This window comes from Streptomyces sp. NPDC037273, assembly GCF_055603625.1.
Genome location: NZ_JBVJVO010000008.1, coordinates 368,389 through 382,313 on the forward strand (window position 1 = coordinate 368,389; position 13,925 = coordinate 382,313).

Sequence of the window (13,925 nt, forward strand, 5' to 3'; positions counted from 1 at the left end):
TACTGCCCCGCCGCTCTCGGCGGGGCGGTACTGCATCGCCGAGTTCGGAGTAAGACCATGGCGGAACTGCTAGACGACCATCCCACCCTCTCCACCGTCCCTGCCGCCGCCGGCGAGCTCGACCCCCCGGAGCCACCCCCGCCGCTCGACGAGACGGCCCGGGCCCGGGCCCTCCTCGCCGCCCAGCCCGTCACCGAGGGCCACACCGAACTCCCCGGGTCCCTCGACCCCGAGGACCTGCCGCCCGCCCGCGCCGCCGAGGCCGGGGCGCAGCTCTGGTCGCTGCACGTGGAGGCCGACGAAGGCGTCATCGGGACCCTGCGGCGGATCGACGGCGTCCGGGCGCTCGTCGCCGCCTGCCCCGAGGACCTGCGCCTCGCGTACACGACCTCGGAGATGGCCCACGCCCGCAACTGCGGCCGGGTCGCCGCGCTCCTCGGTCCGGTCAGCTGGACCGCCCTCGGCGGCTCGGCGGCCACCCTGCGGGCCTACCACGCGCTCGGCGTCCGGGCGGTGAACCTCACCCGCTTCGACCGCTTCGCCCGTGACGCGGTCCGCGAGATGAACCGCCTCGGCCTGGCCGTGGACCTGTCCGGCGCCGACCAGGACACCGTCCGCCGCGCCCTCGCGGTGACCCGCGCCCCGGCGCTGCTCACCCGGGCGGCCACCGAGCCGCTGCCGGACGACGTGCTGCGCCTGCTCGGCGCGAACGGCGCCGTCTGCATGGTCACGGTGACCGAGGACACGGCGGCCGCCGCCGACGAGCTCGACCGGGTACGCGCGGAGGCCGGCGCCCCGTGCGCTGGCGTCTCGCACACCACCGACCCGGCCAGCGGCTACGTCCCGCTCTTCGCGGAGCTGCTCCGCCGGGGCTGGACCGCGCAGGAGCTCGTCGGCCTCGCGCACGCCAATGTCACCCGGGCGCTGCGGGAGACGGAGTTCCTGGCCCGGACGAACCGGATCCGCCCGGCCGCGGCCTGACCACAGGGACGCGAGAGGGGCGCACCGCCAAGGCGGTGCGCCCCTCTTCGTTCGCCGTGATGACCGGGTCAGGCGCGCGGGCGGCCCATCGCCCGGTACGTCCAGCCGGCCGTCCGCCAGCGCTCGCCGTCCAGCGCGTTGCGGCCGTCGAGGATCACCCGCGAGGAGGCGACCTTCGCCAGCTCCGCCGGGTCGAGCTCGCGGAACTCCCGCCACTCGGTCAGGTGCAGCACCACGTCCGCCCCACGGACGGCCTCCAGGGCCGAGTCGGCGTACCCGAGGGTCGGGAAGACGCGGCGGGCGTTGTCCATGCCCTTCGGGTCGTAGACGGTGACCTGGCCGCCCTGGAGGTGTATCTGGCCGGCCACGTTGAGCGCGGGGGAGTCGCGGACGTCGTCCGAGTCCGGCTTGAAGGTGGCGCCGAGCACGGCGACCCGGCGGCCGAGGAAGGTGGCGCCGCCGAGGGCCTCGCGGGCCATCTCGACCATCTGGCCGCGGCGCCGCATGTTGATGGAGTCGATCTCGCGGAGGAAGGTCAGCGCCTGGTCGGCGCCGAGCTCGCCCGCGCGGGCCATGAACGCCCGGATGTCCTTGGGCAGGCAGCCGCCGCCGAAGCCGATGCCGGCGCGGAGGAACTTGGCGCCGATGCGGTCGTCGTGGCCGATGGCCTCGGCGAGCTTGGCGACGTCGCCGCCGGCGGCCTCGCAGACCTCGGCCATCGCGTTGATGAAGGAGATCTTGGTGGCGAGGAAGGAGTTCGCGGCCGTCTTCACCAGTTCGGCGGTCGGGAAGTCGGTCAGCACGAACGGCGAGCCCTCGCCGACGGGGACCGCGTACACCTCGCGGAGCGTCTTCTCGGCGCGCTCGCCGGGGCCGCGCACGCCGACGACGATCCGGTCGGGGTGCAGGGTGTCCTGGACGGCGAAGCCCTCCCGCAGGAACTCCGGGTTCCAGGCGAGGTCGACGCCCTGGGGGAGGAGCGCGGCGAGCCGCTCGGCCGAGCCGACGGGCACGGTCGACTTGCCGACGACCAGGGCCCCTTCCCGGACGACCGCGGCGAGGGAGGTGAAGGCGGCGTCGACGTAACTCATGTCACAGGCGTACTCGCCGTGCTTCTGCGGAGTGTTCACACAGACGAAGTGCACGTCGCCGAAGGCGCCCACCTCCTCCCAGGAGGTGGTGAAGCGCAGCCGCCCGCTCGATCCCTCGATGCCGGCCACGTGCTTCGCGAGGAGGTCCTCGAGGCCGGGCTCGTACATCGGGACCCGGCCGGCGGCCAGCATCTCGATCTTCTCGGGCACGACGTCGAGCCCGAGCACCTCGAAGCCCAGCTCCGCCATGGCCGCGGCGTGGGTGGCGCCGAGGTAGCCGGTGCCGATCACGGTGATCTTCAGGGCCATGCGGGTCTCCAGTGAACGTCGGCCGGAAATGCCTGCCCGAGCATAGTCGTGCCCTGGTCCGGGGCCGGGTCACGCCCTACCATTTCAGTTACTTAACGGTAGTTAGCAAGTGTGGGAGTGAGTGAACGTGACCGGTTCCAAGGACTTCGACCTGTATCGGCCCTCCGAGGAGCACGACATGCTCCGGGAGTCGGTCCGCGCGCTCGCGGAGGCGAAGATCGTTCCGTTCGCGGCGGCGGTGGACGAGGAGGGCCGGTTCCCGCAGGAGGCGCTGGACGCGCTGGTCGCCAGCGACCTGCACGCGGTGCACGTCCCGGAGACCTATGGCGGTGCGGGCGCGGACGCGCTGGCCACGGTGATCGTGATCGAGGAGGTCGCGCGTGCGTGCGGCTCGTCCTCGCTGATCCCGGCGGTCAACAAGCTGGGCTCGCTGCCGGTGATCCTGTCGGGCTCGGAGGAGCTCAAGCACAAGTACCTCGCGCCCCTCGCCCGTGGTGAGGCGATGTTCTCCTACGCGCTCTCGGAGCCGGACGCGGGTTCGGACGCGGCCGGCATGAAGACCCGCGCGGTGCGCGACGGCGACTTCTGGGTCCTCAACGGCGTGAAGCGGTGGATCACCAACGCGGGCGTCTCGGAGTACTACACCGTGATGGCCGTCACCGACCCGGACAAGCGTTCCAAGGGCATCAGCGCCTTCGTCGTGGAGAAGTCCGACGAGGGCGTGTCCTTCGGCGCCCCGGAGAAGAAGCTCGGCATCAAGGGCTCCCCGACCCGCGAGGTCTACCTCGACAACGTCCGCATCCCCGCCGACCGCATGATCGGCGCCGAGGGCACCGGCTTCGCCACCGCGATGAAGACCCTCGACCACACCCGCATCACCATCGCCGCCCAGGCCATCGGCATCGCTCAGGGCGCCCTCGACTACGCCAAGGGCTACGTCAAGGAGCGCAAGCAGTTCGGCAAGCCGATCGCCGACTTCCAGGGCGTGCAGTTCATGCTCGCCGACATGGCCATGAAGCTGGAGGCGGCCCGCCAGCTCACCTACGCCGCCGCCGCGAAGTCCGAGCGGGTCGACGGCGACCTCACCTTCTTCGGCGCCGCGGCCAAGTGCTTCGCCTCCGACGTCGCCATGGAGGTCACCACCGACGCCGTCCAGCTCCTGGGCGGTTACGGCTACACCCGCGACTACCCCGTCGAGCGCATGATGCGCGACGCCAAGATCACCCAGATCTACGAAGGCACCAACCAGGTTCAGCGCATCGTGATGGCCCGCAACCTCCCGTAATCACCGGACGCCGCAAGGCGAACAGAAGTGTTGCCGGAGGCGGTCATCCGTGCTCGCCTCCGGTCCGCACAGACGCGCGGTTGGGCTAGATTTAGCGCTTCGTACACCCGATCGTGTTAGGGAAGACAATGACGGAAGCGGTGCTGCTGGTCGGCGGACAGGGGACGCGCCTGCGACCCGTCACGGTCAACACCCCCAAGCCGATGGTTCCAGCCGCAGGGGTCCCCTTCCTGGCCCACCAGATAGCCAGGGCCGCCGACGCGGGTGTGACCCACATCGTCATGGCGACCTGCTACCTCGCCGAGGTCTTCGAGCCGTACTTCGGTGACGGCTCCGCGTTCGGCGTCCACCTGGAATACGTCATCGAGGACGAGCCGCTCGGCACCGGCGGCGCCATCCGCAACGCCGCCCGCCGCCTCACCAGCGGCCCCGACGAGCCCGTCCTCGTCTTCAACGGCGACATCCTCACCGGCCTCGACATCCGCGGCCTCGTCGAGTCCCACCAGGCCGCCGAGGCCGACGTCTCCCTCCACCTCGTCCGCGTCGCCGACCCGCGCGCCTTCGGCCTGGTCCCCACCGACGCCGAGAACCGGGTGCTGGCCTTCACCGAGAAGCCGCAGACGCCCGAGGAGATCGTCACCGACCAGATCAACGCCGGCTGCTACGTCTTCCGCCGCTCCGTGATCGACGCCATCCCCGAGGGGCGTCCGGTCTCCGTCGAGCGCGAGACCTTCCCCGGCCTGCTCGCCTCCGGCGCCAAGCTGCACGGCAAGACCGAGGACACCTACTGGCTGGACCTCGGCAAGCCCGAGTCCTTCGTCCAGGCCTCCGCCGACCTGGTCCGCGGCGTCGTCGCCTCCCCGGCCGTCCCCGGCCCCCGCGGCGAGGCCCTCGTCCTCCCCGGCGCGCAGGTGGATCCCGCCGCGAAGCTCGGGGACGGTACCGTGGTAGGAGCCGGTGCGCGCATCGAGGCCGGCGCCGTCGTCCAGGGCTCCATCGTGCTCGACGGCGCCACCGTACGGGCCGACGCCCAGGTGACCGCCAGCCTCATCGGCGCGCGCTCGGTCATCGGCGAGCGCACCGTCGTCGACAGCTCCGTCGTCGGTGACGGGGCCCGGGTCGGCGCGGACAACGAAGTGCGCGCCGGCGCGCGTGTGTGGTGCGAGGCAGAGCTGCCCGACGCCGCGCTCCGCTTCTCCTCGGACCGCTGACCCGGTCCCGGGTCTCCGCGTGATCTCCAACCTTTCAGTCGTCAGTGAGGCAGCAATCCAGTGACAGGTGTGTACCAGAACCCCGGTGCGGATGACGTCGCGACCGCGAGCGCACTCCCCGAGTCGTGGGGCCGTACCCCGCTGACCGTGGTCATGCCCACGTACAACGAGGCCGGAAACGTGCCGCGCATGGCCGAGCTCCTCATGGACCTCGACATACCCGGCCTGCGGCTGCTGATCGTCGACGACTCCTCCCCGGACGGCACCGGCCAGATAGCCGAGGAGCTCGCGCAGAAGTTCCACGCCGAGGACGGCACCCCGCGCATGTCGGTCATGCACCGCACCGCGAAGGACGGCCTCGGCCGCGCCTACGCCGCCGGCATGACCAAGGCCGTCGAGGACGGCGCGCGCTACGTCCTCCAGATGGACGCCGACGGCTCCCACCCCGAGGGCAAGATCGCCGAGATGCTCGGCGTCGCCCTCTCCACCGACGCCGGTCTGGTCGTCGGCAGCCGGTACGTCCCCGGCGGCACCCTCTCCGACGCCTGGGGCGCCCACCGCAAGCTCCTCTCCCGCTGGGCCAACGCCTACGCCAGCACCATCCTCGGCACCCGTGTGCGCGACATCACGGGCGGCTTCAACCTGTGGAGCGCCGAAGCGCTGCGCGCCATCGACCTCGGCTCCGTCGGCTCGGCCGGCTACAGCTTCCAGGTCGAGATGAAGTACGCCGCGCTCCGCCGGGGCTTCCAGGTCATGGAGGTGCCGATCCACTTCGAGGACCGCACCGTCGGCGAGTCCAAGATGAACCTGGCCGTCCAGCTGGAGTCCATCGCGATGCCTTGGAAGCTGCGTGTGCGCTCCCGGGGCCGTAAGTGAGCCTCTCCGACATACGCAGGGACTCCCCGGCCGATGTGAACCGGGCGACGGCCGACAGGCCCGCCCGCACGTCGGTCGAGGGGTCCTCGTGGACCGCCCGGCTCTTCTCCGAGAGCCGGGTGCTCGCGGTGGTGCACGGCGCGCTCCTGCTCGTCGTGACCGCGTTCGTGTTCATGGTGGTGCGCCTGCCCTGGACCGGTGACCTCGGCGTGCACGCCGCCACCATCCAGCGGCTGCGGCACGACCTGATCCACCCGGGCAACCCGATGGTGGACTCGGCCACGGACAGCCCGTACTACTCGCCGTGGATGGTCTTCCTGAGCCTGGTCGCCAAGGCGACCGACCTCAACACCTTCCACATCCTGCGGCTCGCGGCCGTCCTCAGCCTGGTGCTGCTCTTCACGGGCATCTGGTTCTTCACCCGGACCTTCACGGACCGGCGCGTGGCCCCGCCGCTCGCGGTGCTCTGCGTGCTGTTCCTCTGGGGCACCAAGGGCTTCGCCTGGAGCGGCTTCCTCGGCTTCGCCTCGCTCGGCCTGATCATGTCGTACCCGAGCGTCTTCACGCTCGCCCTCGGCATGCACTTCCTGGCCCTGCTCCGCGTCGCCCTGCGCCGCGGCACGGTCACCGGCTGGTTGCCGTACGCCGGACTCGGCGTCATGTGGGCCGTCCTGATGCTCAGTCACCAGTTCTCCGGCGTCGTGATCACCCTCGGCGCGATCGGCGTCCTCGGCGGCGCCCGCCCGTGGCCCGTCAAGGAGACCTGGTTCAAGCTGACCGGCGCCGTCGTCGCCGGCGTCGCGGTGCTGGCCCTGTGGCCGTACTACCCGTTCTTCTCGCTGTTCGGCATCGGCGGCCTGGAGGACATCCACAAGGTCCTCTACAACAACCTCTTCCCGGTCTACGGGCTGGTCATGGTCGTCGGCGGCGTCGCCCTCGTCATGCGCTTCGTCCGCGACCGGCGGGACCCGCTCGTCCTGTGGTTCCTCGTCGCGCTCGCGATGGTGACGGCCGGCTGGTTCCTCGACAAGTGGTCGTACGGCCGCGTGCTGCCCGCCGTCGTCATCCCCGCGCAGATCGCCGCCGCGATCGCCGCCGCCGAGGCGGGCCGCAAGCTCGTCAAGGCGCTCTTCGGCACCGCCCTCGCCGCGGCCCTCGTCATGGGCCTCTGGGGGCAGCGCTCCGGCCTCGGCTTCGTCCTCCGTCAGGACGCCCTGTCCACCACGGTCACCGAGGGCACCTGGCAGCCCCCGCGTACGTACCACTGGGTCGCGGAGCACGCCAAGTACGGCGACGTCTTCATGACCGACTGGAAGGCGGCCCAGAAGCTGCCCGCCTTCGGCTTCTACACGGTGACCGTCCCCTACCCGGACTTCTTCCTGCCGGACGAGGACGAGCGCGTCGCCGACTCGAAGCGGTACTTCGCCGAGGGCGCGTCCCGCGACGAGCGCCTCGCGCTGCTCCACAAGTACGACGTCACCTGGGTCCTCCAGTGGAAGGGCCAGCCCGGCCTCCCCGAGGGCGACCCGGCCGTCCGCAAGGTCGAGACCGGCCCCAACGGCCAGACCCTCTACCGCGTCGTCGGCTGACACCGCGCACCGGACACGACGAAGGCGCCCCCCACGAGTGATCGTGAGGGGCGCCTTCGCCGTGTCACCGGTGTACCGGCTCCTACCGGCTCCTACCGGTTCTTACCGGTTCTTACCGGTTCTTACCGGTTCGACTCGACGGTGACCTTCTCGTCGTTCTTGATCTGCTCGACGAGCTGCTTCACCTTCGGCATGTCCCACTTCAGGGAGTTCTGCGGCGCGGAGCCCGCGAGCGGCATGTTCATCGACTTGCCGTCACCGCTGTTGATGCCCTTCATCGCGAAGAACATCTTCCCGAGGTCGTACAGCGACATGTCCTTGTCCACGATCAGCGTGTCCAGACCGGCGCCGAGCGTCGGGTACAGCGCGAACGGGTTGAGGATCGTGCCCGGCGTCGCCGCCTGGTTGGCCAGCGCGGAGAGGAACTTCTGCTGGTTCTTCGTCCGCTGGAGGTCCGAGTCGGCGAAGGCGTACCGGGTCCGGACGAACGCCAGCGCCTGCTCGCCGTTGAGGGTCTGCTTGCCGGCCTGGAAGTTCGCGCCGGACTTCTTGTCCTTGAAGCCCTTGTCGATGTTCAGCTCGACGCCGCCGAGCGCGTCCACGATGTTCGCGAAGCCGGCGAAGCCGATCTCCGCGTAGTGGTCGATGCGCAGCCCGGTGTTGAACTCCACGGTCCGCACGAGCAGCTCGGGGCCGTCCATCGCGTAGGCCGCGTTCAGCTTGGAGCCGCCGCGCGCCGGGTACGCCTTTCCGGACTCGGAACCGACGAAGTTCGGGATCGTCACCCAGGAGTCACGGGGCAGCGAGACCATCGTGTTCCCGCTGGAGCAGGCCGCGAGGATCATCATCGAGTCGGTCCGCTTGCCCTCGGCCGAGCCGGTGTGCAGCTTCTTCTTCTCCTCGGCCGACATGCCCTCACGGCTGTCGGAGCCGACGATCAGGTACGTCGTGCAGTCGCCCTCCTCGGGCCGCTCGATGACCTTGGAGAGATCGACCTCGTTCCGCATCTGCGAACTGGCCCACGCGTACGTGCCGATGCCCCAGGCGAGCACACCCACGACCAGCACGATCGAGCCCACCTTGGCGCGCTTGCGCCAGTCCGGCGCGGGCCGCCCCGGCCCCTGCGGGGTGTACGGGGGCGGGGTGCCGCGGCCGCCCTGGCCGCCGCCCTGCGGGGAGCCGTAGACCTGGCCGGTGCTGTAGCCGGAGTCGTAGCCCTCGTTCCGCGCCTGCGTGTAGTTCGGGTTGTAGCCCTGGCCCTGGCGGGGCTGCTGCTGCGGTCGCTGCACGTGGCTCATCCGGCGGGGTCCCTCGGGCTGGGAGTTCGCGCCGCCGCGCCCGTACCCACCGTCTTCAGGCCAGTCATTCATACGGACCAGTGTGCCGGGCAGGCCGATCGGGGCGACAGCCCGGGTAGAAGATCGGACCGGTGCTGTTGCCAAGCTGATGCAAACCGGACCTGACGACGACGCCGACCAGACCCGGCATATGGTGGAGGGCATGACAGAACAGGGCGATATCCCGGACGAACTCCCGGGCAAGCCGACCTCCGCCTCCCGCACCACTCTCAGCCACATCATGACCAGCCACGACACCAACCTCCTCGGTACGGTGCACGGTGGCGTGATCATGAAACTGGTCGACGACGCCGCCGGCGCCGTCGCGGGCCGGCACTCCGGCGGCCCCGCCGTCACCGCCTCCATGGACGAGATGGCCTTCCTCGAGCCCGTCCGCGTCGGCGACCTCGTCCACGTGAAGGCCCAGGTCAACTGGACCGGCCGCTCCTCCATGGAGGTCGGCGTCCGCGTCCTCGCCGAGCGCTGGAACGAATCCACCCCCGCCACCCAGGTCGGCTCCGCCTACCTCGTCTTCGCCGCCGTCGACGCCGACGGCAGGCCCCGCCGCGTCCCCCCTGTCCTCCCCGAGACCGAACAGGACAAGCGCCGCAACCAGGAAGCCCAGATCCGCCGCACCCACCGCCTCGCCCGCCGCCAGGCCATCAAGGACCTCCGCGAACGCCGGGCCGCCGAGGGCTACGAGGACTGAGCACCCGGCCCCCGCACCCCCACGGGGCCTACGGGCACACCACCTGGTCCCCCGTGACCGCCTCGAACGGCCCGCCGCGCCCCGCGTCCTCCGCCCGCACGGCCCGCACGGCCCGGTAGTCACCGCCCACGATCACCCGCAGCACCCCGCCCCGGCCCGCCACCGCCTTCAGCTCCGCCCCCGGCAGCGCCGCCGCGAGGGACTTCGCCGAGCGGTCCCAGCGGGGGTCGTACTCGACCACGGTGCGCGCCCGCTCCTGCCCCGCCCCCGTCATGGGGGAGCGCGTGGTGTCGAAGCCGGTGGCGCGCAGCGCGTCGTCGACCTTGCGCCCGAGGCCGTCGGTGCGGGTCCCGTTGTAGACCTGGACGCGGATGGTCTTCGGCGCCACGTCCACGACGGCCGCCTTCGGCGCCTTCGAGGAGCTCGCGGCCTTCTGCGGGGCGAGCGGCCGGTCGTCGCGGAGGGCCTGGAAGAGCTTCTGGGCCTTGGCGGCGTCCCACTTCACGGTCGAGCCGATGCCCTTCACGGGGAAGCTCATGTCACCGATGGGGACGGAGACGAACTCGGAGGAGGCCGGCGTGAAGCCGTGCATCGCCTTGGCGAGGGCGAGCAGCTGATCCGTACCGAAGTCCTCGTCGGCCCGTACGGAGCTCAGCATCGTGGTGGCGACCTCGCGGAACCGCACCGGGTTGAGCAGCACCCCGCCGCTGGTGGTGCGCTCGATGAGCGCGGCGAGGAACCGCTGCTGGCGCTGCATGCGGCCGATGTCGGCGGCGCCGTCGATATGGCGGGAGCGGACGTACTGGAGGGCCTGGCCGCCGTCGAGCTCGTGGGTGCCGGCCGCGAGGTCGAGCCCGGTGTACGCGTCCTTGACCGCCCGGGTCGTGCAGATCTGGACGCCGCCGACCGCGTCGACGGTCTTCATGAAGCTGGTGAAGTCGACCTCCAGATAGTGGTCGATCTTGACGCCGGTCATCGACTCGACGGTCCGCACGGTGAGCGAGGGCCCGCCCTCGGCGTAGGCGGCGTTCAGCTTCACCGGGTGGGCGCGGTGCTTCCGGCCGCTGTTGAGGTCGGTGTGCTCGGGCATCTCGGCGTACGAGTCGCGGGGGAGGCTCACCACGCTGGCCCGTTCCCGGTCCTCGGAGATGTGGACGAGCATCACGGTGTCGGTGCAGTGGCAGGGGGCGCCGCCGAGCCGGTACTTCGCCTTCTCCTCGGGGGTGATCCGGTCGCGGCCGTCGGTGCCGACGACCAGGACGTTCATCCCGTGCCCGGCCCGCGGCCGGTTCTTCATGTCCTTGAAGGGGTCGACCCGGGTGATCCCGGTGTCCAGACCGGTCACCACGGCGTGCCCGATGCCCCCCGCGGCGAGGACCGTCACGGACAGCGCCGTCGCCATCCGCATCCCCCACCGTGGGCGCCTGCGCCGCCGTCGGACCGGTGCGGGGCGGGCGGCGGGCCGGGGACGGGGCGTGCGGGGCGGTGGGGGCACGGACGGACACCTCCGCGGGTGCGACAGCGGGAACCGTGAGCACGGTAGGCCCATACGATCAGCGCCAGCGGCCGCCACCCGCTCGGCGCGCACCGCTGTCCCCCATTCGCGGTAACGTGGCGGGCAATGAACGCCACGCCCCCCGTCTCCGTGATCATGCCGGTCCTCAATGAGGAGCGGTACCTGCGCACCTCCGTTCGTCACATCCTGGAGCAGGAGTACGAAGGAGAGATGGAGGTGGTGATCGCCCTCGGCCCGTCCACGGACCGCACGGACGAGATCGCCGCCGAGCTCGTCCGCGAGACCGCCTCGGGCAAGCGCCGCGTCATCACGGTGCCCAACCCGACCGGCCGCACCCCCGCCGCGCTCAACGCGGCGATCGAGGCCTCCCACCACCCGATCGTGGTACGCGTCGACGGCCACGGCATGCTGTCGCCGAACTACATCGCGACGGCCGTCCGCCTCCTCGAAGAGACCGGTGCGCAGAACGTCGGCGGCGTGATGCACGCCGAGGGCGAGAACGCCTGGGAGGACGCGGTCGCCGCCGCGATGACCTCGAAGATCGGCGTCGGCAACGCCGCCTTCCACACGGGCGGCGACGCGGGCCCCGCCGAGACCGTCTACCTGGGCGTCTTCCGGCGTGAGGCGCTCGAACGGCAGGGCGGGTACAACGTCGAGTTCATCCGCGCCCAGGACTGGGAGCTGAACTTCCGCATCCGCGAGGCCGGCGGCCTGATCTGGTTCTCGCCCGAGCTCCGCGTCCAGTACCGCCCGAGGCCCTCCGTGAAGGCCCTCGCCAAGCAGTACAAGGACTACGGCCGCTGGCGCCACGTCGTCGCCCGCTACCACCAGGGCTCCATCAACCTCCGCTACCTCGCCCCGCCGACCGCCGTCTGCGCCATCGCCGCCGGTCTCGTCGTCGGCGCCGCCCTCACCCCGCTCGGCTTCGTCGTCCCGGCCGGCTACCTCGCCGCCATCGCCGTGGGCTCCGTCCCGGCCGGCAAGGGCCTCTCCCTGAAGGCCCGCCTCCAGATCCCCGTCGCCCTCGCCACCATGCACATGTCCTGGGGCTACGGCTTCCTCACCAGCCCCCGTTCCCTCGCGAACAAGGTCATCGCCAGCCGCCGCCCGGCGGTCCTGACGAGCGAGCCCGAATCGGTCTGAGCGCCCTCCGCGCACACGACGACGGCCGGACCCTCAGGGGCCCGGCCGTCGGTCGTGTCCGCGGGTACGCGCGTCAGTAGGTACGCGCGCTCTTCCCGTCCCACTTGTAGGGCGAGAAGACCTGCATGCAGCCCTTGTCGTTGCCCCGCAGGACCTCCGCGCCGTCCGGGATGTCACCGGCCTCGGCGGCCGGCTTCTTGTAGACGGTGCCCTCGCGCCAGTCGGCGCCGACGACGAGCGTGAGGCCGGTGGCCTTCGCGTCGGCCCGGGCGGCCGACTCGGGCAGCCCGAGCGCCTTGGCGACGGACTGGGCGTTCGCCTTGCCCTGGTCTCCGTCGGCCTTCGGGTAGGTGACCACGGTGTCCGGCCGGCTCGCGCCCTCCTTGGAGGACTCGGCCTGCGTGAAGCCCTTGCCCTGGAGGAGCTCGGTGACGGCGCGGGCACGGCCCTCGGCGGCGGGCTGGGCGTCGCTTCCGGTGCCGTTGACGACCGCGACCGCCAGCGAACCGGGCGCCTCGGCGGTGGCCTTCGGCTTGGCGGACGAGCTCGGCTTCGGCTTGGTGCCGGCCGGGTCGCCGTTCTTGTCGAAGGCGATGTCGTCGCGGAGCATCGCGAACATCTTGTCCGCCGACTTCTGGACCAGGACGTTCTTGTTCTTGTCCTGCGACCACTCGGCCGTCGGGATGTTCGCCGTGGTGAGGCGGTCCAGCTTCACGTTCTTGAGCTGCATGGCCAGGTCGAAGAGCCCCTTGACCGACTTGATCTCGTCGGAGACCTGGAGTGCGCTGGTGGCGGTCTCCGCCAGGCCCGTGAGGCGGCCGGTGTCGGTCCAGGCGTTCTGGTTCTGGAGCTTCTCGACCATGCCGTTCATGTACATGTGCTGGGCCTTGGCCCGGTTCTGGTCGCTGCCGAAGGCGTGCCGGGTACGCAGCCACTGGAGCGCCTGCTTGCCCTTGACCTCGGTCGTGCCCGGGGGCAGCTTCAGGCCCGAACCGCCCGGCTGGAGCCGTGTCGGATGGTCGCTGACACCGGGGTTCACACAGACCGGGACGCCGCCGACCTCGTCGGCCATGGCCACCACACCGGCGAAGTCGACCATGATCCAGTGGTCGACGTAGACCCCGGTGAGGCTCTCCCAGGTGGTGAGGGTGCAGCCGGGGCCGCCACGGCCCAGCGTCTCGTTGATGGGCCGGTTGGTGGTGGCCTGGAAGGTCTCCTTGCCGTCCTCGGACTTGCACTCGGGGATGGGCACGACCGTGTCGCGCGGGATGGAGACCACCGAGGCGTTCTTGCGGTCGGCCGAGACGTGCAGCAGCATCTGCACATCGGCCAGCGGCTTGTTCTCCCTGAGGTTCTTGCCGCCGCCCAGGGCCACGTTCTTCGCGTCCGCGCGGCTGTCGGAGCCGATCAGCAGGATGTTCAGCGGGGTGTCGCCCAGCGCGTTCGGCGGGGCCTTCTTCACGCCGCTGTCGCCGCCGGCCCGTGCGCCGCCGCGGATGTTGCCGTTGAGATGCTCGTAATACAGATATCCGGCGCCGGCCGTGCCGAGTATCAGCAGCGACAGGGTGATGGCCGTCCAGCGCAGCACCTTGCGTTTGCCGGTCTTCTTGGCGCGCCGGCGGGCCGCGGCACGTCCGCCGGGGCCCGTACCGCCGCCACCGTCGCCGCGCCGGCGCGAGGCGCGGCCCGACGCGGGAGCGTCGGCGTCGGGCGCCGCCTCCTCGGGAGCGCGCCCGCCCGCGCCGGTGGCTTCACCGGCGCCGTACAGGTCGTCGTCCCAGCCCAGTTCTCGGGCGCGCGGAACGCTTTTCCGCGTTCCCTCCCCACGCACGCTGTTCTGTCCCACCCCAGGTCCCCTCGTCAGTCAGGAGTGCGCCA

At 71.2% G+C, this 13,925-nt stretch carries 11 protein-coding genes; 7 read left to right on the plus strand and 4 right to left on the minus strand.

Annotated elements, in window-relative coordinates; all coding sequences use genetic code 11:
- Positions 1-57: 57 nt before the first annotated feature.
- Entirely contained in the window at positions 58-981 is a 924-nt protein-coding gene (locus ACZ7G1_RS23310; RefSeq protein ID WP_470877357.1) for a membrane dipeptidase, read from the plus strand.
- A 68-nt stretch (positions 982-1,049) separates the two neighbouring features.
- On the opposite strand, the gene ACZ7G1_RS23315 is transcribed toward ACZ7G1_RS23310, so the two are convergent.
- A complete protein-coding gene (locus ACZ7G1_RS23315) occupies positions 1,050-2,381 on the minus strand; it encodes a UDP-glucose dehydrogenase family protein (protein ID WP_470877356.1) in 1,332 nt (443 codons plus the stop codon).
- A gap of 127 nt (positions 2,382-2,508) precedes the next feature.
- On the opposite strand from ACZ7G1_RS23315, the gene ACZ7G1_RS23320 reads away from it, so the two are divergent.
- The 4 genes from ACZ7G1_RS23320 to ACZ7G1_RS23335 all read left to right on the plus strand — a co-directional run bounded on the left by ACZ7G1_RS23320 (position 2,509) and on the right by ACZ7G1_RS23335 (position 7,342).
- Entirely contained in the window at positions 2,509-3,666 is a 1,158-nt protein-coding gene (locus ACZ7G1_RS23320) for an acyl-CoA dehydrogenase family protein (RefSeq protein WP_470877355.1), read from the plus strand.
- 128 nt (positions 3,667-3,794) lie between these two features.
- Complete coding sequence (gene manB / locus ACZ7G1_RS23325; RefSeq protein WP_470877354.1) at positions 3,795-4,877, plus strand: mannose-1-phosphate guanylyltransferase; 1,083 nt, start codon at positions 3,795-3,797, stop codon at positions 4,875-4,877.
- A gap of 69 nt (positions 4,878-4,946) precedes the next feature.
- Positions 4,947-5,753, plus strand: a complete 807-nt coding sequence (locus ACZ7G1_RS23330) for a polyprenol monophosphomannose synthase (protein WP_470877353.1) — start codon at positions 4,947-4,949, stop codon at positions 5,751-5,753.
- Positions 5,750-7,342, plus strand: a complete 1,593-nt coding sequence (locus ACZ7G1_RS23335) for a hypothetical protein (RefSeq protein WP_470877352.1) — start codon at positions 5,750-5,752, stop codon at positions 7,340-7,342. Before ACZ7G1_RS23330 ends, ACZ7G1_RS23335 begins: the two co-directional genes overlap by 4 nt.
- A 122-nt stretch (positions 7,343-7,464) precedes the next feature.
- On the opposite strand, the gene ACZ7G1_RS23340 is transcribed toward ACZ7G1_RS23335, so the two are convergent.
- The gene (locus ACZ7G1_RS23340) at positions 7,465-8,712 is read right to left on the minus strand and encodes an LCP family protein (RefSeq protein ID WP_470877351.1); all 1,248 of its coding nucleotides are present in this window, start codon (positions 8,710-8,712) and stop codon (positions 7,465-7,467) included.
- 130 nt (positions 8,713-8,842) lie between these two features.
- On the opposite strand from ACZ7G1_RS23340, the gene ACZ7G1_RS23345 reads away from it, so the two are divergent.
- Positions 8,843-9,388 (plus strand): acyl-CoA thioesterase, encoded by a 546-nt coding sequence (locus ACZ7G1_RS23345; RefSeq protein WP_470877350.1) that lies wholly within the window; start codon positions 8,843-8,845, stop codon positions 9,386-9,388.
- 28 nt (positions 9,389-9,416) lie between these two features.
- Here the strand turns inward: ACZ7G1_RS23345 and ACZ7G1_RS23350 are convergent, their stop codons facing one another.
- Entirely contained in the window at positions 9,417-10,937 is a 1,521-nt protein-coding gene (locus ACZ7G1_RS23350; RefSeq protein WP_470877349.1) for an LCP family protein, read from the minus strand.
- Between the two features lie 72 nt (positions 10,938-11,009).
- Between ACZ7G1_RS23350 and ACZ7G1_RS23355 the strand changes: the two genes are divergently transcribed.
- On the plus strand, positions 11,010-12,047 hold the full coding sequence (locus ACZ7G1_RS23355; protein ID WP_470877348.1) for a glycosyltransferase family 2 protein: 1,038 nt from the start codon (positions 11,010-11,012) through the stop codon (positions 12,045-12,047).
- A 73-nt stretch (positions 12,048-12,120) separates the two neighbouring features.
- Here ACZ7G1_RS23355 and ACZ7G1_RS23360 read toward each other — a convergent pair whose 3' ends face one another.
- The gene (locus ACZ7G1_RS23360) at positions 12,121-13,893 is read right to left on the minus strand and encodes an LCP family protein (RefSeq protein WP_470877347.1); all 1,773 of its coding nucleotides are present in this window, start codon (positions 13,891-13,893) and stop codon (positions 12,121-12,123) included.
- Between the last annotated feature and the right edge of the window lie 32 nt (positions 13,894-13,925).

What these genes read in the sequence shown, in the direction of transcription:
- ACZ7G1_RS23310 (WP_470877357.1), top strand. Translation starts at nt 58, where the DNA reads ATGGCGGAACTGCTAGACGACCATCCCACCCTCTCCACCGTCCCTGCC.
- ACZ7G1_RS23315 (WP_470877356.1), bottom strand. Translation starts at nt 2,381, where the DNA reads ATGGCCCTGAAGATCACCGTGATCGGCACCGGCTACCTCGGCGCCACC.
- manB (WP_470877354.1), top strand. Translation starts at nt 3,795, where the DNA reads ATGACGGAAGCGGTGCTGCTGGTCGGCGGACAGGGGACGCGCCTGCGA.
- ACZ7G1_RS23340 (WP_470877351.1), bottom strand. Translation starts at nt 8,712, where the DNA reads ATGAATGACTGGCCTGAAGACGGTGGGTACGGGCGCGGCGGCGCGAAC.
- ACZ7G1_RS23345 (WP_470877350.1), top strand. Translation starts at nt 8,843, where the DNA reads ATGACAGAACAGGGCGATATCCCGGACGAACTCCCGGGCAAGCCGACC.
- ACZ7G1_RS23350 (WP_470877349.1), bottom strand. Translation starts at nt 10,937, where the DNA reads ATGGGCCTACCGTGCTCACGGTTCCCGCTGTCGCACCCGCGGAGGTGT.
- ACZ7G1_RS23355 (WP_470877348.1), top strand. Translation starts at nt 11,010, where the DNA reads ATGAACGCCACGCCCCCCGTCTCCGTGATCATGCCGGTCCTCAATGAG.